Genomic DNA, 25770 nt, shown 5'->3' on the forward strand with positions numbered 1-25770 from the left:
CGCTCCTTGCTGTGGCGGCTAGCCTTCGCCCACGGCGAACCCTTCGATTTGCATCTTTTTCAATACGTCTTGCCAACGCGACAATTTTTTCGAGTCGCTGCTGCGTTTACCGCCATTGGCCCCCGGCAGGTACAGGCCTTCGGCGTTGAAGGCGTACACCGGCAGCAAGTCTTTGCGTTGGGAGGCGGGGCGGATCTCGTCGATCAGGTTGTCCAGCACCAGCGGATCGGCCGTGGGGCTGCTGTAGAAGGTCAACACCATGTGTGCCTGATTCCGGGTCAGGGCCTTGACGTAGGTGATGCGCAGTTTTTCGCTGGGAATGCCGAGGTGACGCAGGCTGAAATATTTCGCCAGGGCGTAGTCTTCACAGTCGCCTGCGGCTTTGATCAAGGATTCCACGGGCGTGGCCCAGTAATCGGTCTGATGCCAGATGCGCGTGTCATCCTGAAAACTCAGTTGCTGATTGAAGAAGTGATTGACCGCGTTCAGTTGTTCGCGCTCAGGCTGGTTGCGTTCGCTTTGCAGCATTTGGCTCCAGGCCTCGATCCGTCCCTGTGCCGCGCCAAGGGGGCCGTAGCGTTTTTCGGCCGTTTGCAGAACCTGCGCAAAATCCCAGTCGGCCCAGACACTGCCCAACCCGGCCAGCAGAAAACTCGCCAGCAGCAGCCATCCGCCGAACCGAAGTCGGAGCGTTGACCATCCTGGACTACGCGGACTGCGGGACATGTCTGGCTGCTCGGGTGCAGATGCCTGAAGTCTAGGCGGTGTTTACGGCGAGGTCGGGTAGGTCGTCGGACGAAAGGATGTCGGCGGGTTGATCGTTCCCATGCTCTGCGTGGGAATGCATCCTGTGGCGCTCTGCGTCACACCGGCGAAGGGACGCGGAGCGTCCCGGGCGGCGTTCCCACGGGGACCGTGGGAACGATCACATAGATAGGGATCAGGGTTTATGCAGGGTTTTCTGCTTGAGGATATAAACCGTCACCAGCACCGCACTGGTCAGCATGAACCCGCGCGCCCACGGCAGGGGCACCAGGTAGCAGGAAAGCAGGATGCTCGCCCACATCAATCCGATGGCGTAGACCTTGCCCTTGAGCGGAATGCCGTTGCCGTCCAGATAGTCGCGAATCCACGGCCCAAGCCGTGGATGTTCAACCAGCCAGTGATAGAAACGCGGCGAACTGCGGGCGAAACAGGCGGCCGCCAGCAACAGGAACGGTGTGGTGGGTAGCACCGGCAGGAAAATCCCGATCACCCCCAACGCTACGCTCAACCAGCCGATGGCCAGCAGCACGTAGCGCAACATCAGGGGGCGGTTGCCTATGGGGTTGTCCATAGGCAAAACCTTAGTGGTGACGTGGCTTGAGAATCGCCGGTTTTTCGTCTGGCGCGTTGCACAGCAAGTACAGCGCGGTCAGGGCTTCCGGGATTTGCACGATCATGTCGTCCATCAGGTTGGCGTCGGCCGCGATGTCAGAGAACTCAGGCTGTTCGTCGAACAGACCCGAACCGACCATGATCGGCAGCAACATTTCACTGACTTCGTCTTCGGCGGTTTCGAACCAGGCCGCTTCGCGCAGGAACACGCCTTCCATGAAACCGATGCACCAGCCGCGCAGGTCGGAATCGTCCGGGTCGTCGCCCAGGTCGAGGTCGCACGGCAGCTCGAACTCTTCGTCGGACGCCAGTTGGCGGGCGATGTGAGCCTTGAGCAGCACCAGGGTGGATTCGATCGCTTCACGCTCGGTGTCGTCGGCGTAATGCGGTTCTTCGGCGAACAGCGCGTCGATCCATTCGCGGTCGGGAACGCTTTCGGAACAGATCGACAGCGCGGTGAGGTAGCCGTGGGCGGCCACGTAGTCCAGCGCCTCGTCATGCAGCTCGTCGGCGTCGAGGAAGACTTGCAGGCGGGTTAGTTGCTCAGCGAAGGACATTAAAGGGCTACCTTGGGGAATATACGATGCGGGAATTCTAGGCCTTCTTGAGCGCTCAGGCCAGCCGCGCGGCATATTTGCTCCCGGACACACCGTGTGCCCGTGTAGGAGGGATTGGCGAGCGGCGCCCTTTGCAGGGGAGGGGTCGGGTATACTCGCGCGTTTTGTGATGCCCTGCTGGCGTCACGGCTGAAATATGCAGCGTCATGCAAAGCGTACTTACGATTTGTTTGTGCAGCTTTCGTGGTTCTGAACCAGCCTTGCAGGGATGTTTCGGTGATTTTTGGAGTTTTTATGCTCGAACAGGCTCAACGCGTCCTCAAGGACATCTTCGGCTACGACAGTTTCCGTGGCCGTCAGGGTGCAATCATTGAGCGCGTGGCCAGTGGCGGCGACGCCCTGGTGCTGATGCCTACCGGGGGCGGCAAGTCCTTGTGCTTCCAGGTGCCGGCGCTGCTGCGCGAAGGCCTGGCGGTGGTGGTGTCGCCGCTGATCGCACTGATGGACGACCAGGTCGCCACCCTCGAAGAGCTGGGAGTCGCCGCGGCGTCGTTGAACTCCACCCTCAGCGCCGAGCAGCAGCGTGATCTCGCCGCGCGAATCAAGCGCGGCGAGGTGAAAATGCTCTACCTGGCGCCCGAGCGCCTGGTGCAGCCACGGATGCTGGCCTTCCTGCAAAGCCTCGAAATCGCCCTGTTCGCCATCGACGAAGCGCATTGCGTGTCCCAATGGGGCCACGACTTCCGCCGCGAATACCTGCAACTGGGCCAGTTGGCGGAATTGTTCCCCAGCGTCCCGCGCATCGCCCTGACCGCCACCGCCGACAAGCGCACCCGGGAAGAAATCGTCGATCGCCTGCATTTACAGGATGCCGAGCGTTTCCTGTCGAGTTTCGACCGCCCGAATATTTTCTATCGCATCGTGCCCAAGGAGCAGCCGCGCAAGCAGTTGCTGGCGTTCCTCGCCGAGCGGCGCAGCGATGCCGGCATCGTTTACTGCCTGTCGCGCAAAAAGGTCGACGAAGTGGCGGTGTTCCTCAGTGAGCAAGGCTTCCCTGCGCTGCCGTACCACGCCGGTCTGGCCAACGAAACCCGGGCGCATCACCAAAAACGCTTCCTCAACGAGGAAGGCCTGATCATGGTCGCCACCGTGGCGTTCGGCATGGGCATCGACAAGCCCAACGTGCGTTTTGTGGCTCACCTCGACTTGCCGAAGTCCCTTGAGGCGTATTACCAGGAAACCGGTCGCGGCGGTCGTGACGGTCTGCCGGCGGATGCCTGGATGGCGTACGGCCTGCAAGATGTGGTGATGCTCAAGCAGATGCTGCAAAACTCCGAAGGCGACGAGCGCCACAAGCGTCTGGAGCAGCACAAGCTCGACGCCATGCTCTCGCTCTGCGAAGAAACCCGTTGCCGCCGCCAGACCCTGCTGGCGTACTTCGACGAAGACATGCCCGAGCCCTGCGGCCACTGTGACAACTGTGTCGACGGCGTGCAGACCTGGGACGCCACCGAGCCGGCGCGCCAGGCGCTATCGGCGATCTACCGCACTGGCCAGCGCTATGGCGTCGGCCATCTGGTGGACGTGTTGCTGGGCAAGGACAACGAAAAGGTCCGCAGCTTCGGCCATCAGCATTTGTCGGTATACGGCGTAGGCAAAGCGCTGGGCGAAAGTGAATGGCGCTCCTTGTTCCGACAACTTGTTGCTCGCGGTCTGGCGGACATCGACCTCGAAGGCTACGGCGGGCTGCGCCTGAGCGATACCTGTCGGCCGCTGCTCAAGGGCGAAGTGACCCTGGAACTGCGCCGCGACCTCAAGCCGCAAACCACCGCCAAAAGCAGCAAGAGCCAGGCGAGCCAACTGGTCCGCTTCGAGGAGCGCGAACAGTGGGAAGCCCTGCGTGCCTTGCGCCGCAAACTGGCCGAAGAACATGGCGTGCCGCCGTATGTCATCTTCCCCGATTCGACGCTGCTGGAAATGCTCCGCAGCCAGCCGACCTCGCTGGCGGAAATGGCCACGGTCAGCGGTGTCGGCGCGCGCAAACTGGAACGTTACGGCGAGGCTTTCCTCGAAGTGCTCGGCGGTCAGGTCGAGGCACCGAAAGTGGTGGCCGATGTGCGCCACGAGCTGATCACCCTGGCCCGGGCCGGCATGACACCGCTGCAGATCGCCGGTCAGTTGCAATGCTCGGAAAAGAACGTCTACACGATGCTCGCCGAGGCCATCGGCAAGCAGCAGCTGTCACTGGAACAGGCGCTGGACCTGCCCGAAGAGTTGATGGGCGAAGTTCAGGACGCCTTCCTCGACGGCGAAGGCGAACTGCCGCCGGTGGCGGAGATCGCCGCGTTGTTCGCAGGGCGGGTGCCGGAAGGCGTTTTGTATTGCGTACGTGCCGCGCTGCAGTCGGAATTCGAAATTTGAATGACCTCCACACGCCCCCCGTAGGAGCTGCCGAAGGCTGCGATCTTTTGATCTTGCCTTTAAAAGCAAAGTCAAAAGATCGCAGCCCTTCGGCAGCTCCGGATGTAACGATTCAGTACAGAGCAAACCTTGCCTATAGCCAAAGGTCATGCTTAGCTGACTAATAATTAGTTTTTCTCTATTTCAGTCTAACCATGAGTGTTTTATGCCGTTAACCGATCAACACCGCTTTGGCATGCAACTGGCCCAGATGTCTCGGGGCTGGCGTGCCGAACTGGACCGCCGACTGGCTGGCCTGGGTCTGTCCCAGGCGCGCTGGCTGGTGCTGCTGCACCTGGCGCGTTTCGATGATGCTCCCACCCAGCGTGAACTGGCGCAAAGCGTCGGCGTCGAAGGGCCTACCCTGGCTCGACTGCTCGATAGCCTGGAAAGTCAGGGCCTGGTGCAACGCCAATCGGTGCTGGAAGACCGTCGGGCGAAAAAAATCGTCCTCTGTGCCCCGGCCCGTCCCTTGATCGAACAAATTGAAACCATTGCCACGCAACTGCGCCACGAATTGTTCGAAGGCGTTGATGAGGCGGATTTGAAGGTCTGCATGCGTGTCCACGCGCACATCCTGGGCAACCTGGAAAAATCTTGAGGCACAACCACGCGTCGGACTTTTGAGATACCCCGTTGGGCAGACTATAAAGAACTACTAGGTAATATCGTGTTCGTACCGGATGTGCGAATGCATACAGGTTGGTTCTGGTTATCTAAGGGATGCTCATGCTCGAGAGTTGGCGCGTTGTATTGCGGTGTTGCAGCAGGCTGCTGTTGGTCGGTGGTGCCGTCACTTACTCGGCATTGGCCCCTGCGCTAGGCTTGGGTGAGATCACCCAGCATTCGGCGTTGAATCAGCCATTCAGCGCCGATATCGCCCTGGTGGATGTCGGTGGTCTGGAGGAGGGCGAGCTGTCGGTCAGCCTGGCGACGGCGGAGGAGTTCAGCCGCGCCGGTGTCGAGCGGGTGTTCTTCCTCAATAACCTGAAGTTCACGCCGATCCTGCGGGGCAACCGCAGCCTGATCCGGGTGACGTCCAGTAAACCGGTCAAGGAACCCTTTCTGAATTTTCTGGTGCAGCTCAATCAGCCCAACGGGCGTTTGCTGCGCGAGTACACCGTGCTGATCGATCCGCCGGGTTCACCGGGGATTGTTCCCGTCAACGACGACCCCGCGCCGGGCTCTCAGGATTCCGCGTTCCCGTCCGTTGAACCGGCTGTTGCACCGCCACCTGCGGTGAATAGTTCGGCACCCAAGCCTGATGTCGATAAACCAGCCGCCACGCCGGCGAATGATCCTGTTGCCGAACAACTGGCCACCAGCGTGCTGCAAAACCAGCAGCTGCAAAAGACCATCGATGAACTCAATGCGAAGCTGCAGGCGCAGGACGAGCAGATCGCCGTTCAGAAAAAACAGGTGACTGAGCTGCAAACCCAACTGACGGAAGTCAAACAGGCGTCGGCGGCACCTGCCGCACCCGAGGTGCCGGCGCCGGCGCCGGTTCCGGTGGTTATCGAGACGTCCGAAGCATCCCATTGGCCGTTGATCATCGGGTTGCTGTCGTTGGTGGCCCTGGTGTCGCTCGCAGTGTTCATTCGCCGTCAACGACAGCAGGTTCAGGCCTTACCCGAGCCGCTACCCGTGCAGCCGTCACGTCATGAACCGGTGCTCAACCGCACGGCAGAACCAGCCAGGCCAGCCACCCAGGCGCAATCGGTAGCCGGCTTGGCGGATGAGACTGCCGCAGGCGACGTGCTGGAGGGGGTTGGTATCTACCTCGCCTATGGCCGTTTGTCCGAGGCAGCCGGATTGTTGCGAGAGGCATTGGTCAAGGAGCCCCAGCGCACCGACCTGGCCGTGCAGCTGCTGGAGGTTCTTGGTAAACAGGGTGACGCGCAAGCATATGACGCGCAGGAAAGTAGCTTGCGTGAGGCCGGGTTTGACGCACAGCAACTTCAGGACATCCGCGCCCGCCATCCGAAACTGGTCGGCGCCGCGCCGGTGGTCGCCGCCGTGGCAGTGGCTCCGTCCACGCCTGCAATCCCAGCGGCACCGAGCGATGAATTCCAGTTGAACCTCGACGACCTGTCGATGGATGCGAACTGGGACCTGATCAGCCCCTTCGACAACTCACCGCCCAGCGCCAAACCATCGAATGAGCCATCACCGGCAGACGAGCCCGGGTTCACGTCGAATCTTCATGTGTTGCCCGATGTCTTCGAAATACCCGACGAGCCGACGCTGGATGAGCCCGAGCTTGAATGGGTCGCCGAACCTGACTCGCAATCTCTGGACGAGACCTTTCTCAACGAATTCAGCGATCCCGGCCAGCCGCTGGAGCTTGAACCGCTGAATGCTGAGTTGATGGATCTTGAACCGGCCGAGCCGAGCAGCGCGGGCAAACTCGAACAGGCCCAGACCTGCATTGACGACGGCGACCTGGACAGCGCCATCGAGCTGCTGAACGAGTTGCTCAAGGAAGGCGACGAACCGCTGAAGGAGACGGCCCGAACGCTGTTGGCGGGTATTCGCTGAAGATCAAAAGATCGCAGCCTTTGTGGTTATTATGGCAACCCCTCAGGCAGAGGAGTTTTGCCAATCATGACCGCACGTAAACCGGAAATCGTCATCACCTACTGCACGCAATGCCAATGGCTGTTGCGCGCCGCCTGGCTGGCCCAGGAACTGCTCAGCACCTTCGGCGATGATCTGGGCAAAGTATCCCTGGTGCCCGGTACCGGCGGGGTGTTCCACATTTTCTGTGACGATGTGCAGCTCTGGGAACGCAAGGCCGACGGCGGTTTCCCCGAGGCCAAGGTGCTCAAGCAGCGGGTCCGTGATCAGATCGATCCGGACCGCGACCTGGGCCACAACGACCGCACTCAGTGAGACGGCGCTTGCGCGGCAACGGTCTTGTGGCTTGAACCGCCGGACAACCGGCTGGAGAGCACGATGGCCACGATGATCAACGCGCCGCCGATCAGCATGCGCAGCGTCGGGTTTTCATCGAACAACAACCAGGCCAGGGTGATGCCGTAAACCGGCTCCAGGGCAAACACCACTGACGCGGTCCGGGCCTTGATCACCGCCAGGCTGGCGACGAACAGGCTGTGAGCGACGCCGGTGCAGAACACCCCGAGCAGGCCAATCCACAGCCAGTCGATGGCGCGTACTTCGCTCAACTGCGGCATCGCCACCGGCAGCAGGCAGATCGCAACCACTACGTTCTGACACAGCGCCGCCTGCACCGGCGGGATTCGCCCGGAGCTGGCGCGGTTGGTCAGGGACAGCAGGGAGAACAGCAGGCCGGAGGCCACTGCCCACAACAGGCCGGTGGTGGCGCCGCTGGCGAGATCGAAGTCCGGTGTGACCAGTACCAAACCAATGCTGACCAGCACCACCAGCAAGATTTCATTGGCGCGGATGCGCTCGCGGAAAATCAGCCCTTCGAGGATCACGGTAAACGCCGGGAAACTGGCAAAGCCCAGGGTCGCGATCGCCACCCCGGCCACCTTCACCGCAATGAAGAAACTCACCCAGTGCCCGGTCAGCAGCAAGCCGCTGAGCAACAGGCGGCGCCAGTCCACGGCGTCGAGTGCCTGCCAACGGGTATTACTGGCGAACCGGGCGAAAAACGCCAGGGCGAGGACGGCAAACGCGGCACGACCGAACACGATGATCGCCGGTGAGGCGGCGGCAAGTTTGCCGAACACGCCGGTCAGGCCGAACATCAGTGCACCGATATGCAGAGCGCCAAGGGCGGTACGGGGAGTCATTGCAGTCCTTGAATAACGTATCGAATCTGGCCGACAACACCGTCGACCTGTGTAGGAGCAGCCTTCGGCAACTCCTACACAATGAACGATGTGCTTGCGGGTGTCTGTCGCCAGACTCGCGTCATTTGTCGCCAGCCTCGCGGCGCAATTTACCGGGGGAGGCGCCGAACTCACGCAGCACTGCTGCGGCGAATGCGCTCTGGGAGTTGTAGCCGACCCGACAGGCGATCTCGCCAATGGGCAGCGCCGAATCGCGCAACAAGCGCACGGCGATGTGCAGCCGGCGACTGCGGATGTAGTCCATCGGCGTTTGCCCGCATTCCGCCACGAACCGCGCGTGCAAGCGAGCGCTGGACAGGCCGGCAATGCGCGCCAGGTCGGCGACTTGCAGTGGATAGGCCGCGTATTGATCGATGTGAGCGTTGAGCGCCGCATACGGTAGACGCCGACCGCCGACCGTGTCGGGCTTGGCGTTGTTGAGGCTGGCCAGCAGTAACACCGCGCCTTGCTGGGCGATCAGCGGATCGCTGATCGGGCTGCCCGCCAGCCAGCTCACCAATTGGCTTTGCCCGGCGTCCAGCGGCAGACGCCCGGCATTGTCGAGCAAGCGGCGGCTGGCCTCGGCGTGGTCCCCCAGTGACTGAGACACCCACTGATCGCCCGGCACATCCAGCACCAGGCAACGACTGCCGTGGGCGCTGCCGCAGGCATGATGCGCCCCGGACGGCACCACCACGAAACTCTGCTGAACCACCTGACTGCCACGCCCCTCGACCTCGAAATCCAGTGCACCCGACAGCCCGAATACCAGTTGCGCGTGGTCGTGGCTGTGGACGATCAGGTCGTGGGTGTATTGGCGCAGGGTGAGGATCGGTCTCATCGCAGGTCTCGTGGCGATATTGATGAGTGAAGCCGCCAGTCTACACCGAGGCCCTGCGTTCGCGCGTTGTCACAGGACTGACTTGCGATTGTCATGGGCAATTAACCCGACTGGCGCAAGCTTGCCAAAACTTGTCCAGAGGGTTGCCCATGACCAGCGCCGAGCTCGCCAAACCCAGCCGTAAGCAACGTGTGCGGACCTTATGGATTTCCGACGTGCATTTGGGCACACGGGACTGCCAGGCCGAACACCTGTCGCAGTTTCTCAAGGGCTACCATGCCGACAGGATTTACCTGGTCGGTGACATCATCGACGGCTGGAAGCTGCGCAGCGGCATGTATTGGCCTCAGGCGCACACCAATGTGATTCGTCGCCTGCTGACCATGAGCAAGCGCGGCACAGAAGTGATCTACGTCACCGGCAACCATGACGAATTCCTGCGCCGTTATTCGAAACTGATGCTGGGCAATATCCAGTTGGTGGACGAAGCCGTGCACGTGACCGCCGATGGTCGTCATCTGCTGGTGATTCATGGCGATCAGTTCGACGTGATTACTCGCTATCACCGCTGGCTGGCGTTCCTCGGTGACTCGGCCTACGAATTCACCCTGACCCTCAACCGCTGGCTCAACCATTGGCGGGCCCGTTATGGCTACGGCTATTGGTCGCTGTCGGCGTACCTCAAGCACAAGGTCAAGACCGCCGTCAGTTTCATCAGCGATTTTGAGGAAGCCATCGCCCACGAATGCGTCAAACGCGAGTTGCATGGCGTGGTGTGTGGGCACATTCACCATGCCGAGATTCGCAAGGTTGGGGAAGTGGATTACCTCAATTGCGGGGATTGGGTGGAGTCGTGCACGGCGCTGATCGAGCATTGGGACGGCTCGATCGAGTTGTATCGGTTGGCCGATGCGCAGGCGCGGGAGGCGGAGTTGAAGGCAATTAAAGTCGCAGAGCCGGCATAAAAGCAAAGTCAAAAGATCTTCAGGCCGGCTCTTGTTCCTCCATCGCCGCCTTGTAAATCGAATGCTTCGGCTGCGCAAACAACCGCTCCATCATCGGTTCGAAAAAGCTCAGCGGCAGCGTGTCGTATTCCGGATCAAATGCCGCCGCATCGTACCGGGCACAAAATTCGATGGTCGCCTGATACTGCGGATGAGCGCTGAATTGCTCGCGCAAATGCCGGTCCATGCCCAGGTGATGGAAGAAGTAATAGCCCTGGAAAATCCCGTGTTTCTCCACCATCCACAGGTTCTCGGCACTGACGAACGGCTTGAGAATCGCCGCGGCGATGTCCGGGTGGTTGTAGGACCCCAACGTGTCGCCGATGTCATGCAGCAAAGCGCAGACCACGTACTCTTCGTCGCGGCCATCGCGCCAGGCGCGGCTGGCGGTTTGCAGGGAGTGGGTCAGGCGATCCACCGGGAAACCGCCGAAATCACCCTCCAGTAACTTCAAATGCGCCACGATCCTTGTAGGCAATTGCCGGGCATAGGCGCTGAAGTCTGCGGCGATGATCGCCCAGTCTTCCTGCGTGCCGTCCTGCATGTGGGTAAAACGGGCGCGGGCATTCATCGGCTATCCTCTTGTTCTTATCGAAAGGGATGTTTGGAGTGTAGGGCTTGAATGCAGAGCGCTGCACTGGCTGCACAGGACGCTTTTGTGGCCAAAGGAGCCTAGAACGGCACGCGACCTACAATCATGTCGCGGTACATGACGAAATCGCCGAGCAGGCTGTAAAGAGGATGCGCAAAGGTTGCAGGACGATTCTTCTCGAAGAAGAAATGCCCGACCCAGGCGAAGCTGTAACCGGCTAGCGGCAGGGCCAGCAACAGCCACCATGCGCCTTTGGCGATGGTCAGCGCCAGCATGAAAATAACCAGCGTGGTGCCGACAAAGTGCAGTCGTCGACAAATGCTATTGCGGTGTTCGCTGAGGTAATACGGGTAAAACGCAGCGAAGCTATTGAAACGTTTGATGTTTTCCACGACTGCGATCTCTGTGGTTGTTGTGCAGGCGACAAGTTGTGCTGCGGGTAGCTTATTTAAGTCTAGAGTGATCATAGGCATCAGCCAGTGACAATAGACGCCACTTTAGTATCCTTCGGCATTGGGTCGTGGCATGCGGCCATTACGTAGTAAACGCCATGAGCGAACGAACGACTTCTGCAAGCTGGGCGATGGGGATTGTCAAAGCACTGGAAATGGACGGCCTGGATTGCCGGGTTTTGTTCAAGCAGCTAGGGCTCGACTATGCGGCACTGGATGATCCGGATGCGCGCTTCCCGCAAGATTCCATGACGCGGCTCTGGCAGCGCGCGGTCGAGTTGTCCGGCAACCCGGCGATCGGCCTGAACATGGGCAAGGTGGTGCGACCGGCGTCCCTGCACGTTGCCGGTTATGCCTTGATGTCCAGTCGAACCCTGGCCGAAGGCTTTCAACGTCTGGTGCGTTATCAGCGAATCATTGCCGAAAGTGCCGATCTGAGTTTTCGCATACTGGACGAGGGGTATGCGCTGATTCTGACGGTGCATGGCGACCACTTGCCACCGACCCGACAAAGCGCTGAAGCATCGATGGCCTGTGCCCTGGCGTTTTGCGGCTGGTTGACCGGGCGCGCGCTGCATCCGCGCAAAGTGCTGCTGCAGGGCGATCAACCCGCCGACCTCGAACCGTATAAGCAAGCCTTCCACGCGCCGATGATGTTCAATGCGCCCTATGACGCCTTGATTTTCGAGCGCGCTGAGCTGGAGGCGCCGTTGCCCACCGCCAACGAGGCCATGGCGCTGCTGCACGACCGCATTGCCGGTGAATACCTGGCGCGGTTTGCCGAGAGCCGCGTGACCCACAATGCGCGGCAGGTGTTGTGCCGCTTGCTGCCCCAGGGCGAACCCAAGCGCGATGCGGTAGCGCAGGCGCTGCACCTGTCGCAACGCACTTTGCAGCGACGCTTGCAGGAAGAGGGCACGAGTTTTCAGACGTTGCTGGATGACACGCGGCGTGAACTGGCCGAGCAATACCTGGCGCGACCGAGCATGACACTGCTGGAAATTGCCTACCTGCTGGGGTTTGCCGATCCGAGCAACTTCTTCCGCGCTTTCCGACGCTGGTTCAACACCACCCCCGGCGAATACCGGGCGCGGCTGACGGAAGCGCTCAAGCCGGTCAGTGACGCCAGAACGCAGGGATACACAGAACAAACACCGTAATGATCTCCAGCCGACCCAACAGCATGCCGAACGAGAGAATCCACTTCGCGGCATCCGGCAGGCTGGCGAAGTTACCCGCCGGGCCAATGGTTTCCCCCAACCCCGGGCCGACGCCGGACACCGTGCTGGCCGCGCCGGTCAGGGCGGTCATCCAGTCCACGCCAAGCAGCGACAGCAGTAGAGCGATCACGCAAATGGTGATGGCGAAAAAGAACGAAAAGGTCAGGATCGAACGTACGATTTCTTCGTCGAGACGGTGGCCGTTGTACTTCTGCTTGATCACTGCGCGCGGGTGAATCAACTGGTTAAGGTTGGCCTTGAGCAGAATGTAGGCCACCTGGAAGCGGAAAATCTTGATCCCGCCAGCGGTCGAACCCGAGCAGCCGCCAACAAACCCCAGGTAAAAGAACAGCATCAGCGAGAAGTTGCCCCAGAGGCTGTAGTCCCCCAGTGCAAAACCTGTCGTCGTCACCACCGAAGTGACGTTCAGCGCCACATGCCGCAAGGCGTCCAGCCAGTGCAACTGGGTGGTCCACCAGTACCAGGTGCCGAGCACCAGCCAGGTCACCAGCAACATGCCGAGCAAGCCTTGCACCTGTTCATCCTTGATCAGCGCCCGACGGTTACCGCGTAACGTGGCGACATACAAGGTGAACGGCAAGGCGCCGAGAATCATGATGACGATCGCGACCCAATGCACCGCAGGCTCCGGCCATTTGGCCAAAGACTGGTCGGAGGTGGAAAACCCGCCGGTGGAAATCGCCGACATCGCGTGGTTGATCGCATCGAACGGGCTCATCCCGGCCCACCAGAACGCCAGGCTGCCGAAAATGGTGATGCCGACGTAGGTCGCAACGATCAAGCGCGCCACCATGTGCGAACGGGGCATGACCTTTTCGGAACGGTCTGACGACTCGGTCTGAAACAGCCGCATGCCACCGATGCGCAGCAATGGCAGAATCGCGACCGCCATGCCGATAAAGCCGATCCCGCCGATCCAGTGCAGCAAGGAGCGCCATATCAGGATGCCGGGGGACATGGTGTCCAGGCCTGTGAGCACCGTCGAACCGGTGGCGGTGATGCCGGACATGCTTTCGAAGAATGAGTCGGTGTAGCTGATGTTCTGGGTCAGCAGGAACGGCAGGGCGGCGAAGATGCACACCACCAGCCAGCTGCTGACGGTCAGCAGGTACATGTCTCGCGGGCGTAGATGGATGTGTTCGGGGCGCCCCGGAATCACTAGGGCCAGGCCGGCGACAAAGGTAATCATGCTGGCCCAGAGGAACGATGGCAGGTCGCTGGTGTGCTCGAAAATCACCAGGGTGGCCATGGGCACGACCATGGAAATGGCCAGCGTGATCAGGAAGATGCCGATGATGAAACCAATGATCCGTAAGGTCGGCAACGCCATGAAGTCCGCTCGGGCTGAAGTAGGGAAGGGCGCCATTCTACCTGCGGGGCAGGGCATGTAAACCGACAGCCCTTTGGCAGATGCAGCTAGAATAGCCAGACATTTTTTCCAGGAGGTGGCCGATGCAGGCTCTCGACGCTTTGCTCAACCGTGTTTCCGTTCCACGACTGCTCGATCCGGCGCCCACTGCCGAGCAACGGGAAGTGCTGTTTGCCGCCGCGATGCGCGCGCCAGACCACGGCCATTTGCAGCCTTGGCGCTTCCTGACAGTCGAAGGCGCGGCGCGCGAGCAAATGGGCGAGTTGCTGGCCGAAGCGGCGAAGCTGCAAGACAGCGAGGTGTCAGAAGCCGCGCTGGACAAGGCCCGTAACGGCCCGCTGCGTGCACCGCTGGTGGTTGTGGTGATCGCGCGTTTGCAGGATCACGTCAAATACCCGAAATCCGAACAATTGTTGGCGGCAGGCTGCGCGGCTCACGGGATTTTGCTGGCCGCTTACGCGCAAGGCATTGGCGCCGTATGGCGCACCGGTGAGCTGGCCTATTCGCCGCATGTAGCCAAGGGGTTGGGTTTGGCCGAAGGGGAAGAGGTGATTGCGTTCCTTTATCTCGGTACGCCGCAGAAAGAACCGCGTGTAGCGGAGAAGGTTGATCTGGCCGAGTTTGTCAGCGCTTGGTCCGGTAAGGCCTGAAGATCAAAAGATCGCAGCCTCGTTGCACTCGACAGCTCCTACAGAAGTACACATAACCTTGTAGGAGCTGTGTAGGAGCTGTCGAGTGAAACGAGGCTGCGATCTTCTTGCATCACCCCCCGATTTACGGTTGAACCACCGCCCCCGGCACCAACGGCAATTCCAGGCTGGCAATAAACCCACCCCCAGGATGATTGGCCAGCACCAGGCTGCCGCCATGCCGTTCCGCCGCACGGCGTGCGATGGCCAGCCCCAAGCCATGCCCGGCCGTTGTCTGCCCCGGTGCCCGATAGAACGGTTCACCCAGCTGATTCAAATGCTCGGCCTCTACGCCAGGGCCATGATCGCGCACGCTGACCACAATCCTCTCGCCCTGACGCGACGCCTGCATTTCGATCGGTTGCCCGACAGGGTTAAAGCGCTGGGCGTTGCGTAGCAGGTTGTCCACGGCCCGCTCGATCATGGTCGGCCAGCCTCTGAGGTTCAGTTGCGGCTCGGCCTCAAGGCGCACGTTCTGCTCCGGCGAACCTAGCTGAGCGTCCTTTTGCAGGGTATTGAGCAGTGCATTGAGATCCACCTCTTCGGCACTGGCGTTGTCGGCATCGACCCGAGCCAACACCAGGATTTCGCTGATCAGTGCTTCCAGTCGATCACATTCACGGGTCAGGCGCGGCCAGAGTTTTTCCCGCTCCTGAGGGTTGGCCCGCTCGGCCAGTGCCAGCGCAATGCGCAGTCGGGCCAAGGGCGAGCGCAATTCATGGGACACATCGCGCAGCAATTGCCGCTGACTGCCGATCAGGCTTTGCAGGCGCGCGCCCATGCGATTGAAGTCGTTGGCCAGCACACCGAACTCATCGCGGCGGTTAGCCAGTTGCGCCAGGCTGTTTTGCTGATACGTCGTCTGCCCCAACTCATGCACTGCGCCACGTAAACGGCTCAGCGGTCGGGTGATGGAAAAGGTCACCAGCAGGCTGAACAGGGTCAGTACCACCAGGGCGATACCCAGCGCGCTCAACGGCCAGAGCAGGCTTTCGCGGTGCCAGGCGTCCAGTTCCGGGTGCGGAATACGATAGATCAGCAGGTAGGTGTCGCCGGTCTTGGCGCTGGTGTATTCATCGGTCAGGCGTCGCCACGGCAGTCGCCGATCATCGTTTTGCTGCCGTGCTTCGAAGGCCGCTGCACGCCGAGGGAAGGTGCCGCGTACCACCGGGTCTCCTGCCTCGTTGAGCACCTGAACGTCGATGTGATATTGGCGCTTGCGCTGTTCCAGGATGTCCTGGGCTGCTTCTTCGCCTTGGCTTTCGTAGGTTTGCGTCCATTGTTCGGCCAGGGTGTTGAGGCCCGGGTGGCGACTGAGAATCCACGCGTCCTGGTTGAGCATGTGTCCCAGCAAAATGGAAAGCCCTGCAACCAGAGCGATGGCCAGCCAGAAGCTGGCCAGGATACGCCAGAACAATGAGCGCACAGAAAATCCTCGAACAAGCTCAAATCAATGTGTGGCGAGGGGGCTTGTCGGAACGCCACATCGCCCCGTTCGACTGCGAAGCAGTCGTAAACCCGTTAGATACGGTTTAACTTTGAAATGCCGGGGCCGCTTCGCGACCCAACGGGAGCAAGCTCCCTCGCCACAAAGGCTCGCTCCACAATGAACTGAGTGGCATCAGACCCAACGGTGATTGGCCGTTGGGTCCGGGGTTAACGCATTATTGCGCTTTTTGCGCTTGCTGCGCTTTCCAGGCCTTGAACTCGGCCCATTCGGCGCGACGCTCAGCTTGTTTCTTCTGGATCTCGTCGAATTGCTTCTGTTGATCCGGTTTCAGCACGGCGCGAACATCGGCTTCGGCTTTCTTGTGCTTGGCCTCCATCTCGTCTTTCAGGGCTTTCTGGTCGGCTGGCGAGAGTTTTTCCAGGTACTTGTCGACCAGTTGCTGACGCTCGTGCATCTGCTCGCCCATGATTTTGCGGATCTGCTCGCGCTGTTCGCGGCTCAGGTCCAGTTGGCTGTAAGGGCCTTTACCGTGCATGCCGTGCATCTGACCGCCGTGGCGCGAGCCGTCCATGTAATCACCCATCGGGCCTGTGCCTTCAGGCGTGGCCATGGCAACGGTCGGCAGGGCGGCAGCAAACATCAGAGCGATAAGAGTCTTGCGCATGGTGTATCTCCTTGTCTCGTTCCCGGTACGTTCCGGATGTGTGCAGATTACGCAGATCAAGGTCAACGGCGGTCAGCGGAGCGTAAAGCTTGGGTAAAGACGGTTTTCTACCTTCCTGACAAAGTTCCAGATGCGGGCACCAAGCTGTGGCGAGGGAGCAAACTCCCWCGCCACAGCTTGCTTTTGTTCGGTTCTTTCTCGGTTCTTACAGGCTGTAGTAGTAACCGCGACTGCGCAGGGCCACGATGCGCGGGCGGCCGTCGGGGTGTGGGCCGATTTTTTTGCGCAGGTTGCTGACGTGCATGTCCAGGCTGCGGTCGTACAGGGTCAGTTTGCGACCGAGGGCGATTTGCGCCAGTTCCTGTTTATCCAGCGGTTCTCCCGGTTGCTTGAGCAGGGCTTCGAGCAGGCGGCTTTCGGAAACGGTGAGGGTGAATTCCTGTTCATCGATGCTGACCACCCCGCGCACCGGGCTGAAGCACAGGTCGCCCAGCTCGAGCTGGCTGGAGACCGCCGTCGGATGACTGCGGCGCAACACCGCGCGCAGGCGGGCGGTCAGTTCCCGTGGGTCGCACGGCTTGGCCAGGTAATCGTCGGCGCCCAGTTCCAGGCCGAGGATACGGTCCAGTGGTTCGCCACGGGCCGACAGCATCAGCACCGGCAAATCCGGATGGTCGCTGCGCAGTTGCTTGAGCAATTCCAGGCCGCTGCCGTCCGGCAGCATCACGTCCAGCACCACGGCCGCCGGAGACGTTTCGGCCAACGCGCGACGGGCGCTCTGGCCATCGTGGCAGGCGCGAACCTGAAAGCCTTCCTGGCTCAGCCAACTGCTCAGGAGCTCACACAGCTCCTGGTCATCATCAATTAGTAACAGCTCGCTCATGACTCACTCAATTTAGCCATTGCCTACGTTTTCTGGTGGCACCACTGGCGAAGATACCGCAGAGCAGGGCCAATAGCGCTACTGCCGCCCCAATAACGAACCACTGCTGCTGATCGGTCAGCAGGCGCGGTAGTGGGCTGCTGGCCAGGGTTTCCTTGAGTTGCAGCTTCAGGCGCTGATTCTCCTGGCGCAACCGGCTCAGCTGGGCGCTTTCGCGCTCGCCATCGGTGGTTTGCAATTGTTTGCTCAGTGTTTCCCGTTGCTGCTCGCTTTCTTTCAAGCGCTGCTGCAATTCGGTGATCTGGCTACCGGCGCTCAAGGACAGCGGCGTCGAATTACCGCCATTGGCGCTTTCTTCACCATGGGCGGGCGCCATGATCGACAACGTCACCAACATCAGACACAACGGACCTTTGCGCATCGCAACTCCTGATTCCAATACGAGTATTGGGCAGGTTGTCGGCCGGTAAACGAGAATAATGAGCGATTGAACGTGCGATGAATCGATAAGATTCACCGCACGCGAGAACTTTACGGCAGGACTTGCTTGAAGGGCTTGACCAGAACATTGGCGTAGACGCCTGCGGCAACGTACGGATCGGCGTCGGCCCAGGCCTTGGCGGCGCTCAGGGACTCGAATTCGGCGACGATCAGGCTGCCAGTAAAACCGGCCGCGCCCGGATCATTGCTGTCGACCGCCGGGTGTGGACCGGCCAATACGATACGACCTTCGCCCTTGAGCACTTGCAGACGCTCAAGGTGCGCAGGCCGTGCGGCCAGTCGGGCTTCCAGGGAGTTGGCGACGTCTGTGGCAATGATTGCGTAAAGCATGTCAGTCCTCGGTTTTTGGCGTTGTGGTGTCGGCGTCGTGCAGGTGGCGGGACAGGTAGATGCCCTGGCCGACCAGGAACAGCAAAGTCATGCCCAGGCTGCCGAAGACCTTGAAGTCTACCCAGTAGCTCTGGAACGTGAACGCGACGAACAGGTTGGCGGCACCGCAAAACAGGAAAAAACCGATCCAGGCGATGTTCAGACGGGTCCAGATTGGCTCCGGCAGGGTCAGCGCGTGGCCCATGATGCGTTTGATCAGCAGTTGGTCACCGACGAAATGGCTGCCGATGAACGCGAGGGCAAACAGCCAGTTGACCACTGGGGCTTTCCATTTCAGGAAGGTTTCGCTGTGGAACGCCAGGGTCAGGCTGCCGAAGACGAGGCAGGCAATAAGGGTCAGCCACTGGCTCTTCTCCAGCTTGCGCTGCTTGATGTACAGCGTGCCGTAGACCACCAGGGAGCTGATGATCAGCATCGCGGTGGCGCTGTAAATACCACCGACAGACAGTTGATGACCGCCAATGTCGACGACCCGCGGGTCGATTTTGAAGACCATGAAAAACAGCAGAAGCGGGATGAAGTCGATGAATTGTTTCACAGTGGCAGCCAGAAGCAGGATGTGGCGGCATAATAACAAACATATTGACGCGCGATAGCGTCAGCTGATTTGAGGTTACATAGTCCTGTGAATGTTGATTTGCACTGCCATAGCACGGCCTCCGATGGCGCCCTGGCGCCTGCGGCACTGGTTGCGCGTGCGTTCGAGAAAGGCGTGCGAGTCCTGGCCTTGACTGATCACGACACCCTTGAAGGCCTCGACGAGGCCCGTAGCGCCGCGACGGCGCTGGGGATGCAACTGGTCAACGGCGTCGAATTGTCCTGCACCTGGGGCGGGGCGACCATTCATGTGCTGGGCTATGGTTTCGACGTCAATGCCGCGCCATTGGTCGAGGCCATCGCCAAATTGCACGATGGCCGCTGGCTACGGTCCGAAGAAATAAGCCGCAAGTTGGCGTTGAAAGGCATGCCGGGGGCGCTTGACGGCGCCCGCGCCATTCAGCAGGAACTGGGCGACAGCGGCAACGCGCCGGCCCGTCCGCACTTCGCCGACTGGATGGTGCGCGAAGGTTTCGTCAAGGATCGCGCCGAAGCGTTCCGCAAATGGCTGGGCGCCGGCAAGCTGGGAGACGTCAAGCTGCACTGGCCGACCCTCGAAGACACCGTCGAGACCCTGCGCGCCGCGGGTGCCTGGGTCAGCCTGGCGCACCCTTGGCACTACGATTTCACTCGTAGCAAGCGTCGCCGCCTGATTTCTGACTATATTCAAGCCGGGGGCCACGCGATTGAAGTGGTCAATGGCCATCAGCCCGCCGAGCAAGTGGGCAGCCTGGCGATTCTTGCCCGTGAGTTTGGTCTGCTGGTCAGCGCCGGCAGTGATTTTCATGGCCCTGGAGGCTGGTCCGAGATCGGTGAATACCGCCCGCTCCCGGAGGATCTGCCACCACTGTGGTGTCGATTCAAACATGACCCAATTATTGCCGCCGTCTGAACAGGTAGAGAATGTGAGTCAATTTTTCCAGATTCATCCGGAAAACCCGCAAGCGCGCCTGATCAAACAGGCTGTCGAGATCATCCGCAACGGCGGGGTGGTGATTTATCCCACAGACTCTTCCTACGCCATTGGTTGCCAGATCGGTGACAAGACCGCCGTGGAACGTGTGCGTCGGTTGCGTCAGCTGGATGAGAAGCACAACTTCGCGCTGATCTGCAGCGACCTGTCGCAGCTGGGGCTGTTCGCCAAGATCGACACCGGTACTTTCCGTCTGCTCAAGGCCCACTTGCCGGGGCCTTACACCTTCATTCTCAACGCCACCCGCGAAGTTCCGCGGCTATTGTTGCACCCGAAAAAACGCACCATCGGCCTGCGCGTGCCGAGCCATCCGATTGCGTTGGCGCTGCTGGAAGAACTCGGCGAACCGCTGATGAGTGTGACCCTGATCATGCCCGGCGACACCGACCCGCTGACCGATCCCTACGAAATGCGCCAGTTGCTGGAGCATCAGGTGGACCTGATCATCGACGGCGGTTTCGGCGGGATCAAGGCATCCACCGTGATCAACCTCGCCGACGGCGAGCCGGAAGTCATCCGTGTCGGTTGCGGCGACCCTACGCCATTCATGGCCGAGGCGTAGATGTCTGCAGTAGAACCAGAACCCGTCGACAGCCAGGCCGGTGCCCAGCAAGAACTGCCTTTCGCCATGGTCTATGGCCAGGCGGTCATGGAAATGCCGCTGGACCTGTACATCCCGCCGGATGCGCTCGAGGTCTTTCTGGAAGCCTTCGAAGGCCCGCTCGACCTGCTCCTGTACCTGATCCGCAAGCAGAACATCAACATCCTCGACATCCCGGTGGCGGAAATCACCCGCCAGTACATGGGCTATGTCGAGTTGATGCAGTCGGTGCGCCTGGAACTGGCCGCCGAGTACCTGGTAATGGCCGCGATGCTTGCCGAGATCAAATCGCGGATGCTGCTGCCGCGGGCCGAAACCATCGAAGACGAGGAAGACGACCCTCGCGCCGAACTGATCCGCCGTTTGCAGGAATACGAACGCTTCAAGGCCGCCGCCGAAGGCATCGATGGTCTGAGCCGCGTCGGTCGCGACGTGGTGGTGCCCAAGCTCGATGCACCGGAAGCGAGGGCGCGCAAGTTGCTGCCGGATGTAAGCCTGGAAGAGTTGCTGATGTCCATGGCCGAGGTCTTGCGCCGTGGCGACATGTTCGAAAGTCACCAGGTCAGCCGCGAGGCACTGTCCACTCGCGAGCGCATGAGCGATGTGCTGGAACGGCTCAAGGGCGGCGGTTTCGTGCCCTTTGTCGAGTTGTTCACCGCTGAAGAAGGGCGCTTGGGGGTGGTGGTGACCTTTATGGCGATCCTCGAACTGGTCAAGGAATCCTTGGTCGAGCTGGTGCAGAATGAGCCGTTCGCGGCGATACATGTGCGAGCCCGAGCCGAATAACGAGTTGAATCATGAACCTGACTGAACCCCGCGAGCTGGCGCCACTGCTTGAAGCCTTTCTGTTGGCCTCGGGAAAACCGCAATCGCTTGATCGCCTGTTCGAACTCTTCGAAGAAGGCGAGCGGCCCGAACCAGCGGTTTTCAAGAAAGCACTGACGATTCTGGGCAAATCCTGCGATGGCCGAGCCTTCGAGTTGAAGGAAGTCGCCTCCGGGTATCGCCTGCAGATCCGCGAAAAGTTCGCGCCGTGGGTCGGGCGCTTGTGGGAAGAGCGGCCGCAGCGTTACTCGCGCGCCATGCTCGAAACCATGGCCCTGATCGCCTATCGCCAACCGATCACCCGGGGCGAGATCGAAGACGTGCGCGGCGTGGCGGTCAACAGCCACATCGTCAAAACCCTGCTGGAGCGTGAGTGGATCCGCATCGTCGGTTACCGCGACGTGCCCGGCAAACCGGCGATGTTTGCCACCACCAAGGCCTTTCTCGATCACTTCAACCTGAAGAACCTCGACGACCTGCCGCCGCTGGCCGAACTGCGTGAGCTGGAACCTGATCCTGTCCTCGATTTCGACGACGCGCCGGTGCCGGCCGGCTTGCAAGAGTTGGCAGATGCCAGCGCCGAGCCGGAAGAGCCCAAGGAAGAAACCAGCTTCCACACGCTGTTGCTGGAGCTGGACACCATGGAGGAGGGGCTCAAGACCGATTTCGACGATTTGTTGCGCGATGGCGAGTTGACCGAGACTGAAGAGGTATTGGAGCAGCCGGAACCGGAGGCGGAAGTCGAGGTAGAGCTTCAGGTTGAGGCCGAAGCGGCTGACGAAGAAGAGCAGGAACCAGAGCCTGAGGATGACATTCTTGGCGTTGCCGAGGCTCGCGAGAAACTGCTGGCTGCGGTTGCCGCGCTAGAACAACCCAAGCCCGAACCTGAACTGAGCGACGAAGAAGCCGAAGCCCGGGCCCTGGCCGAAGCGATCGAGGCCGAACGCCGCCAATTCGAGGATTGAAGTCCGCCAAAAGATCGCAGCCTGCGGCAGCTATAGGATCGATGTTCGCCGGAATATCCCGGATGAACACCGCCTTCCGTAGGAGCTGCCGCAGGCTGCGATCTTTTGATCTTGTTGCCCCAGGTGCCACCGGCCGGCGGAAAAGCAAATAACCTCCCGTCGATCAGCTAGTCTCTGATGCGCGAACGCTCCCATGAGCGTATGATTCGCGACCCTTTGACGATCCCTTCGTCAAATGACCAGATTTCACATCTTCAGGCCAAGGCCTGAACTTGATCACACCGGGAGGTGCCCAGATGAGTATCAACGACCAGAAAGACGACCAGGAAATCKGCCCAGCAGGCGAAAAACTGCAGAAAGTCCTCGCCCGTATCGGCGTCGGCTCGCGCCGTGACGTAGAAGCCTGGATCAGCCACGGCCGCATCAAGGTCAATGGCAAAGACGCCACTCTTGGCCTGCGCGTCGACCTGCATGACGCCATCACCATCGATGGCAAGGTGATCAAGCGCGAAGAAGCTGCCGAGTCGGTACGCCGCGTGATCATGTACAACAAACCCGACGGTGAAATCTGCACCCGTGACGACCCGGAAGGCCGTCCGACCGTGTTCGACAAGATGCCGCGCCCGAAAGAAGGTCGCTGGATCAACATCGGTCGCCTGGACATCAACACCACGGGTCTGCTGATGTTCACCACTGACGGTGAGCTGGCCAACCGGCTGATGCACCCGTCCTACGAAATGGACCGTGAATACGCCGTCCGTGTACGTGGTGAAGTCGACGATGAGATGATCGAGCGTCTGAAGGCAGGCGTGGTGCTCGAAGACGGCCCGGCCAAGTTCACTGACATCAAGCAGGCACCAGGTGGCGAAGGTTTCAACCACTGGTACCACTGCGTGGTGATGGAAGGTCGTAACCGCGAAGTTCGTCGTCTGTGGGAATCCCAAGGCCTGGTGGTCAGCCGCCTGAAGCGCGTGCGTTTCGGTCCGGTGTTCCTCAACTCCGACCTGCCGATGGGTCGCTGGCGCGAAATGAGCCAGCAGGAAGTCGACATTCTGAGTGCTGAAGTCGGCCTGACGCCGGTGGCGATGCCGCAAATGAACGCCAAGAGCAAAGACAAGCTCGAGCGTATGCAGCGCAAATCGTCCCGCCCGGTGGGCAAGACCGAACGCGTACGGACCCTGCGTCCAGCCGCTGGCGCTCCAGCTGCCGGCCCGCGTCCATCTCGCGAGCCGCAGATCGAAGGCGAGCGCCCGGCCCGCAAGCCAGCGCCACGCCAGGACGGTGAGCGCGGTCCACGCACGCCGCGTCCGGCCAACGGTCGTACTGAGCGTGGCGAAGGCCGTGGCGCTCCGTCCGGTGGTCGTAGCGATCGCGGTGCGCCTGCCGGCCGTGGTACGCCGGTGGCAGACCGCCCGGCCGACACCAAGCGCCCGGCCAAGCCGGCGCCGAAGAAACGCCCAGGCATCGTGCTGGTCGACAAGGACGCACCATCGGGCAAGCGCCGCGGCGCACCCGCCGGCTCCGGCCAGCGTCCGGGCTTCGGTCGTCGCAAGCCTGAGTAATCGGTAAGCGCAGCATAAAAAACGCCATTCCTCGGGATGGCGTTTTTTTTGTGTCCGGTTTTGATCGTTCCCACGCAGAGCGTGGGAACGATCAGCAAGGCGTCGGCCCGAACACCATCAATCCTGCTTAAAACACAAACCGCCGATCAAACACCGGCTCATCATCCAGCGCCAACACGCCGCCAGAGAAGATCAGGTCCAGATGATGGCTGCCCTTGGCGCCTCCGCCCAACCCCAAGTGCAGCCCGCAATGACGTTCCTCGAACCCGGCATTGCGCGCATACAACTCTTTCACACCTTCGTTGGTGCCGATCCCCAACTCCTCGATGCGTCGATTGGACGGATTGGCGTCCAGGTACTTGTTGAAGTCATGTTCCAGCCCCGGCACGTCGGTGGCGATTTTGCTGATGGTCGAGTTCTCGATCCACAACTCCAGCGGTGACGCGAGTACGCCGTACTTGCGGGCAAACGGAATCGTGCTGAGGAACGTCCCCATAAACTTGACCCGGCCATTAATCGCCTCGCTATGGGTGGCAATCTCGCCGGGCGCCAGATCGAAGTTGCCGACACCGTTGATGTCGGTCCACTTCTTGATACTGCTCAACGGTGTTTCGAACCACGAGCCATGATCATCTTTGAAACTTAAAGTGGTGGCCTGGGACATGCGCTGGATCAAATGGCTGTTCAGCCCGGCAATCCGCCGCGGCGTGACACTGAACGTGTCGTAGAAGTAATCGCCGTAATCCTTGAACAGCAGCGACTTCTTCCAGTTTTCCGCCATCACGCCTTGCAACGCGCGGACAAAGTCCGGCCCGTCGGGACGCGGGTTGGGCAGGGTGGAAGAGTCGTAGAAGAAGATGTACAGATCGCTGTCGACAATCGCCTTGGCCAGCAATTCGGTGGGTTCGAGGTCCAGACGCATCGCGCTGAAGCTGAACCTTGGGCTGTTGCCGGCCTGTTCGGCGATGGCGCCGGTCAGCGCCTCGTAATCAGCGGTATGGCCGAGCAAGACCTTCGCCGGGTTGATGCCGGCAACGGCTGGGTGATGTTCGAGGTAGTAAAGGAAATGCGAGATGGCACGCTGCTTATCCATGGAGTCCTCCCTGACAAACCTGGTAAGTGGCGGGCACGACCGGCCGGATCATGCCCGCCGGGATGTCTTACAGAGGCCACATCGCCGTGCCGAACGGAACAACCGCGTCGGCTTGCATCATTTCAACGGCGGCTTCATGGGTCGGTGCTTCAAACCAATCGTCGAGTTGCAGTTCAGTGTCCAAGTCTTTGTCCAGTGCTTGCATGGTGAATCTCCTAGATGACTTTTACGGTAAGAACAGCTTCGGTAAAAACAGTGGCGCGTTTTTCATTCATTGAAGAGCGCGTCAACTTGCCGGTCGATGCGGCTCGGCAAGTCGCTGAAAACCTAGTTCACAGGTTTTTGAATTGCAAAAAAATAATTAAATAATTTTCATTTGAACTAATTATTCCATTTTAAAAAAAGTAAATTTCCTAATAAAAAACAGAAAACTAAGTCGGAAAACTCCTTAGGAAGCTTCCTATCGTCAATTTACAGTCGACGGCTCTCTGGATCTGATTTGGAAAGCATGCGTTACGCGCTGTAAATAAATCCTTACGAAAAGCGTGCTCAAACCCCATGGAATGCCGCTGTGGAAAGGGCTGTAAGGAAAACCTGCCGTCCGCCGCCGCGATGGCGCTGTTCAAGGGCTCTGGCGCGCTTGTCTCAGCCTCGATTGAAAGGTGAGATGCGCCCCATGCCTGTCGTGCAGGTACATAACAAGAAGGAGGCGCAATGAACGCCGTGACTCATCTCCATCTCCCACTGTGGGGCGATTTTTCCGTTGCCCCCGCCGAGGACCTGCAAAGGTCTGACTCAATTTTTGCGGCCGCCCGAGACCTTCGAGGCGGACACAGGCAATCCCGGCAACCGACGCGCTGATCCAG

General features: G+C 60.3%; 28 protein-coding genes. 12 read left to right on the forward strand and 16 right to left on the reverse strand.

What is annotated here, in order from left to right; genetic code table 11:
- Positions 1-18 precede the first annotated feature (18 nt).
- The 3 genes from lapG to AC1D2Q_RS16660 form a co-directional block, all read right to left on the reverse strand.
- Positions 19-726, reverse strand: a complete 708-nt coding sequence (lapG, locus tag AC1D2Q_RS16650; RefSeq protein ID WP_477813893.1) for a cysteine protease LapG — start codon at positions 724-726, stop codon at positions 19-21.
- Between the two features lie 214 nt (positions 727-940).
- Positions 941-1336, reverse strand: coding sequence for a YbaN family protein (locus AC1D2Q_RS16655; protein WP_477813894.1), 396 nt, complete (start codon positions 1334-1336; stop codon positions 941-943).
- Positions 1337-1346: 10 nt separating this feature from the next.
- Positions 1347-1934: a UPF0149 family protein gene (locus tag AC1D2Q_RS16660; protein WP_007938492.1), complete on the reverse strand. Its 588-nt coding sequence runs from the start codon at positions 1932-1934 to the stop codon at positions 1347-1349.
- Positions 1935-2228: 294 nt separating this feature from the next.
- Here AC1D2Q_RS16660 and recQ point away from each other — a divergent pair, with 294 nt between their 5' ends.
- The 4 genes from recQ to AC1D2Q_RS16680 all read left to right on the forward strand — a co-directional run bounded on the left by recQ (position 2229) and on the right by AC1D2Q_RS16680 (position 7286).
- A complete protein-coding gene (recQ, locus tag AC1D2Q_RS16665; protein WP_019648061.1) occupies positions 2229-4355 on the forward strand; it encodes a DNA helicase RecQ in 2127 nt (708 codons plus the stop codon).
- Between the two features lie 205 nt (positions 4356-4560).
- On the forward strand, positions 4561-4995 hold the full coding sequence (locus AC1D2Q_RS16670) for a MarR family transcriptional regulator (RefSeq protein WP_018929920.1): 435 nt from the start codon (positions 4561-4563) through the stop codon (positions 4993-4995).
- 128 nt (positions 4996-5123) lie between these two features.
- Positions 5124-6932 carry a motility hub landmark protein FimV gene (locus AC1D2Q_RS16675; RefSeq protein WP_477813895.1) on the forward strand — a complete coding sequence of 603 codons (1809 nt, stop codon included), beginning with the start codon at positions 5124-5126 and terminating at the stop codon, positions 6930-6932.
- 66 nt (positions 6933-6998) lie between these two features.
- Complete coding sequence (locus tag AC1D2Q_RS16680; RefSeq protein WP_007895010.1) at positions 6999-7286, forward strand: Rdx family protein; 288 nt, start codon at positions 6999-7001, stop codon at positions 7284-7286.
- Here the strand turns inward: AC1D2Q_RS16680 and AC1D2Q_RS16685 are convergent.
- Complete coding sequence (locus AC1D2Q_RS16685; RefSeq protein WP_477813896.1) at positions 7280-8173, reverse strand: DMT family transporter; 894 nt, start codon at positions 8171-8173, stop codon at positions 7280-7282. The genes AC1D2Q_RS16680 and AC1D2Q_RS16685 overlap by 7 nt on opposite strands.
- 121 nt (positions 8174-8294) lie before the next feature.
- Positions 8295-9053 carry a helix-turn-helix transcriptional regulator gene (locus tag AC1D2Q_RS16690; protein ID WP_428635896.1) on the reverse strand — a complete coding sequence of 253 codons (759 nt, stop codon included), beginning with the start codon at positions 9051-9053 and terminating at the stop codon, positions 8295-8297.
- A 149-nt stretch (positions 9054-9202) separates the two neighbouring features.
- Between AC1D2Q_RS16690 and AC1D2Q_RS16695 the strand changes: the two genes are divergently transcribed.
- Positions 9203-10018 (forward strand): UDP-2,3-diacylglucosamine diphosphatase, encoded by an 816-nt coding sequence (locus AC1D2Q_RS16695; protein ID WP_018929924.1) that lies wholly within the window; start codon positions 9203-9205, stop codon positions 10016-10018.
- A 19-nt stretch (positions 10019-10037) separates the two neighbouring features.
- Here AC1D2Q_RS16695 and AC1D2Q_RS16700 read toward each other — a convergent pair whose 3' ends face one another.
- Positions 10038-10628, reverse strand: coding sequence for an HD domain-containing protein (locus tag AC1D2Q_RS16700; protein WP_477813897.1), 591 nt, complete (start codon positions 10626-10628; stop codon positions 10038-10040).
- Between the two features lie 101 nt (positions 10629-10729).
- Complete coding sequence (locus AC1D2Q_RS16705) at positions 10730-11041, reverse strand: Mpo1-like protein (RefSeq protein ID WP_477813898.1); 312 nt, start codon at positions 11039-11041, stop codon at positions 10730-10732.
- Positions 11042-11199: 158 nt separating this feature from the next.
- On the opposite strand from AC1D2Q_RS16705, the gene AC1D2Q_RS16710 reads away from it, so the two are divergent.
- The gene (locus AC1D2Q_RS16710; protein WP_477813899.1) at positions 11200-12261 is read left to right on the forward strand and encodes an AraC family transcriptional regulator; all 1062 of its coding nucleotides are present in this window, start codon (positions 11200-11202) and stop codon (positions 12259-12261) included.
- On the opposite strand, the gene AC1D2Q_RS16715 is transcribed toward AC1D2Q_RS16710, so the two are convergent.
- Positions 12218-13672 (reverse strand): TrkH family potassium uptake protein, encoded by a 1455-nt coding sequence (locus tag AC1D2Q_RS16715; protein ID WP_477813900.1) that lies wholly within the window; start codon positions 13670-13672, stop codon positions 12218-12220. The two genes, AC1D2Q_RS16710 and AC1D2Q_RS16715, sit on opposite strands and share 44 nt — an antisense overlap.
- Before the next feature lie 122 nt (positions 13673-13794).
- Between AC1D2Q_RS16715 and AC1D2Q_RS16720 the strand changes: the two genes are divergently transcribed.
- A complete protein-coding gene (locus tag AC1D2Q_RS16720; protein WP_086946375.1) occupies positions 13795-14361 on the forward strand; it encodes an NAD(P)H nitroreductase in 567 nt (188 codons plus the stop codon).
- 124 nt (positions 14362-14485) lie between these two features.
- Here the strand turns inward: AC1D2Q_RS16720 and AC1D2Q_RS16725 are convergent, their stop codons facing one another.
- From AC1D2Q_RS16725 to AC1D2Q_RS16750, 6 genes are all read right to left on the reverse strand, one after another.
- Positions 14486-15826: a sensor histidine kinase gene (locus AC1D2Q_RS16725; RefSeq protein ID WP_477813901.1), complete on the reverse strand. Its 1341-nt coding sequence runs from the start codon at positions 15824-15826 to the stop codon at positions 14486-14488.
- A 238-nt stretch (positions 15827-16064) separates the two neighbouring features.
- Entirely contained in the window at positions 16065-16514 is a 450-nt protein-coding gene (locus AC1D2Q_RS16730) for a Spy/CpxP family protein refolding chaperone (RefSeq protein ID WP_477813902.1), read from the reverse strand.
- Positions 16515-16719: 205 nt separating this feature from the next.
- Positions 16720-17397: a response regulator transcription factor gene (locus tag AC1D2Q_RS16735; protein ID WP_008010984.1), complete on the reverse strand. Its 678-nt coding sequence runs from the start codon at positions 17395-17397 to the stop codon at positions 16720-16722.
- 7 nt (positions 17398-17404) lie between these two features.
- Entirely contained in the window at positions 17405-17818 is a 414-nt protein-coding gene (locus AC1D2Q_RS16740; RefSeq protein WP_064619574.1) for a hypothetical protein, read from the reverse strand.
- 110 nt (positions 17819-17928) lie between these two features.
- Complete coding sequence (locus AC1D2Q_RS16745) at positions 17929-18228, reverse strand: YciI family protein (protein WP_019579534.1); 300 nt, start codon at positions 18226-18228, stop codon at positions 17929-17931.
- A 1-nt stretch (position 18229) separates the two neighbouring features.
- The gene (locus AC1D2Q_RS16750) at positions 18230-18826 is read right to left on the reverse strand and encodes a septation protein A (RefSeq protein WP_477813903.1); all 597 of its coding nucleotides are present in this window, start codon (positions 18824-18826) and stop codon (positions 18230-18232) included.
- 87 nt (positions 18827-18913) lie between these two features.
- Between AC1D2Q_RS16750 and AC1D2Q_RS16755 the strand changes: the two genes are divergently transcribed.
- The 5 genes from AC1D2Q_RS16755 (at position 18914) to rluB (ending at position 23811) form a co-directional block, all read left to right on the forward strand.
- Positions 18914-19777, forward strand: coding sequence for a PHP domain-containing protein (locus AC1D2Q_RS16755; protein WP_018929935.1), 864 nt, complete (start codon positions 18914-18916; stop codon positions 19775-19777).
- Between the two features lie 13 nt (positions 19778-19790).
- Positions 19791-20420, forward strand: coding sequence for an L-threonylcarbamoyladenylate synthase (locus AC1D2Q_RS16760; RefSeq protein ID WP_007938530.1), 630 nt, complete (start codon positions 19791-19793; stop codon positions 20418-20420).
- Positions 20421-20486: 66 nt separating this feature from the next.
- The gene (locus AC1D2Q_RS16765; protein WP_253548957.1) at positions 20487-21245 is read left to right on the forward strand and encodes a segregation and condensation protein A; all 759 of its coding nucleotides are present in this window, start codon (positions 20487-20489) and stop codon (positions 21243-21245) included.
- 11 nt (positions 21246-21256) lie between these two features.
- On the forward strand, positions 21257-22249 hold the full coding sequence (gene scpB, locus AC1D2Q_RS16770; RefSeq protein WP_477813904.1) for an SMC-Scp complex subunit ScpB: 993 nt from the start codon (positions 21257-21259) through the stop codon (positions 22247-22249).
- Between the two features lie 296 nt (positions 22250-22545).
- Complete coding sequence (rluB, locus tag AC1D2Q_RS16775; RefSeq protein ID WP_477813905.1) at positions 22546-23811, forward strand: 23S rRNA pseudouridine(2605) synthase RluB; 1266 nt, start codon at positions 22546-22548, stop codon at positions 23809-23811.
- A gap of 127 nt (positions 23812-23938) precedes the next feature.
- On the opposite strand, the gene AC1D2Q_RS16780 is transcribed toward rluB, so the two are convergent.
- Together AC1D2Q_RS16780 and AC1D2Q_RS16785 are read right to left on the reverse strand one after the other, a co-directional pair.
- Complete coding sequence (locus tag AC1D2Q_RS16780; protein WP_477813906.1) at positions 23939-24904, reverse strand: M29 family metallopeptidase; 966 nt, start codon at positions 24902-24904, stop codon at positions 23939-23941.
- Positions 24905-24971: 67 nt separating this feature from the next.
- The gene (locus AC1D2Q_RS16785) at positions 24972-25109 is read right to left on the reverse strand and encodes a hypothetical protein (RefSeq protein WP_007938535.1); all 138 of its coding nucleotides are present in this window, start codon (positions 25107-25109) and stop codon (positions 24972-24974) included.
- Between the last annotated feature and the right edge of the window lie 661 nt (positions 25110-25770).

Source organism: Pseudomonas sp. P1_A1 (genome assembly GCF_056406935.1).

Bases quoted from the DNA above. Each gene is read 5' to 3' on its own strand.
- lapG (WP_477813893.1), bottom strand. From the start codon at position 726: ATGTCCCGCAGTCCGCGTAGTCCAGGATGGTCAACGCTCCGACTTCGG.
- AC1D2Q_RS16655 (WP_477813894.1), bottom strand. From the start codon at position 1,336: ATGGACAACCCCATAGGCAACCGCCCCCTGATGTTGCGCTACGTGCTG.
- AC1D2Q_RS16660 (WP_007938492.1), bottom strand. From the start codon at position 1,934: ATGTCCTTCGCTGAGCAACTAACCCGCCTGCAAGTCTTCCTCGACGCC.
- recQ (WP_019648061.1), top strand. From the start codon at position 2,229: ATGCTCGAACAGGCTCAACGCGTCCTCAAGGACATCTTCGGCTACGAC.
- AC1D2Q_RS16670 (WP_018929920.1), top strand. From the start codon at position 4,561: ATGCCGTTAACCGATCAACACCGCTTTGGCATGCAACTGGCCCAGATG.
- AC1D2Q_RS16675 (WP_477813895.1), top strand. From the start codon at position 5,124: ATGCTCGAGAGTTGGCGCGTTGTATTGCGGTGTTGCAGCAGGCTGCTG.
- AC1D2Q_RS16680 (WP_007895010.1), top strand. From the start codon at position 6,999: ATGACCGCACGTAAACCGGAAATCGTCATCACCTACTGCACGCAATGC.
- AC1D2Q_RS16685 (WP_477813896.1), bottom strand. From the start codon at position 8,173: ATGACTCCCCGTACCGCCCTTGGCGCTCTGCATATCGGTGCACTGATG.
- AC1D2Q_RS16690 (WP_428635896.1), bottom strand. From the start codon at position 9,053: ATGAGACCGATCCTCACCCTGCGCCAATACACCCACGACCTGATCGTC.
- AC1D2Q_RS16695 (WP_018929924.1), top strand. From the start codon at position 9,203: ATGACCAGCGCCGAGCTCGCCAAACCCAGCCGTAAGCAACGTGTGCGG.
- AC1D2Q_RS16700 (WP_477813897.1), bottom strand. From the start codon at position 10,628: ATGAATGCCCGCGCCCGTTTTACCCACATGCAGGACGGCACGCAGGAA.
- AC1D2Q_RS16710 (WP_477813899.1), top strand. From the start codon at position 11,200: ATGAGCGAACGAACGACTTCTGCAAGCTGGGCGATGGGGATTGTCAAA.
- AC1D2Q_RS16715 (WP_477813900.1), bottom strand. From the start codon at position 13,672: ATGGCGTTGCCGACCTTACGGATCATTGGTTTCATCATCGGCATCTTC.
- AC1D2Q_RS16720 (WP_086946375.1), top strand. From the start codon at position 13,795: ATGCAGGCTCTCGACGCTTTGCTCAACCGTGTTTCCGTTCCACGACTG.
- AC1D2Q_RS16730 (WP_477813902.1), bottom strand. From the start codon at position 16,514: ATGCGCAAGACTCTTATCGCTCTGATGTTTGCTGCCGCCCTGCCGACC.
- AC1D2Q_RS16735 (WP_008010984.1), bottom strand. From the start codon at position 17,397: ATGAGCGAGCTGTTACTAATTGATGATGACCAGGAGCTGTGTGAGCTC.
- AC1D2Q_RS16740 (WP_064619574.1), bottom strand. From the start codon at position 17,818: ATGCGCAAAGGTCCGTTGTGTCTGATGTTGGTGACGTTGTCGATCATG.
- AC1D2Q_RS16745 (WP_019579534.1), bottom strand. From the start codon at position 18,228: ATGCTTTACGCAATCATTGCCACAGACGTCGCCAACTCCCTGGAAGCC.
- AC1D2Q_RS16765 (WP_253548957.1), top strand. From the start codon at position 20,487: ATGGTCTATGGCCAGGCGGTCATGGAAATGCCGCTGGACCTGTACATC.
- scpB (WP_477813904.1), top strand. From the start codon at position 21,257: ATGAACCTGACTGAACCCCGCGAGCTGGCGCCACTGCTTGAAGCCTTT.
- AC1D2Q_RS16780 (WP_477813906.1), bottom strand. From the start codon at position 24,904: ATGGATAAGCAGCGTGCCATCTCGCATTTCCTTTACTACCTCGAACAT.
- AC1D2Q_RS16785 (WP_007938535.1), bottom strand. From the start codon at position 25,109: ATGCAAGCACTGGACAAAGACTTGGACACTGAACTGCAACTCGACGAT.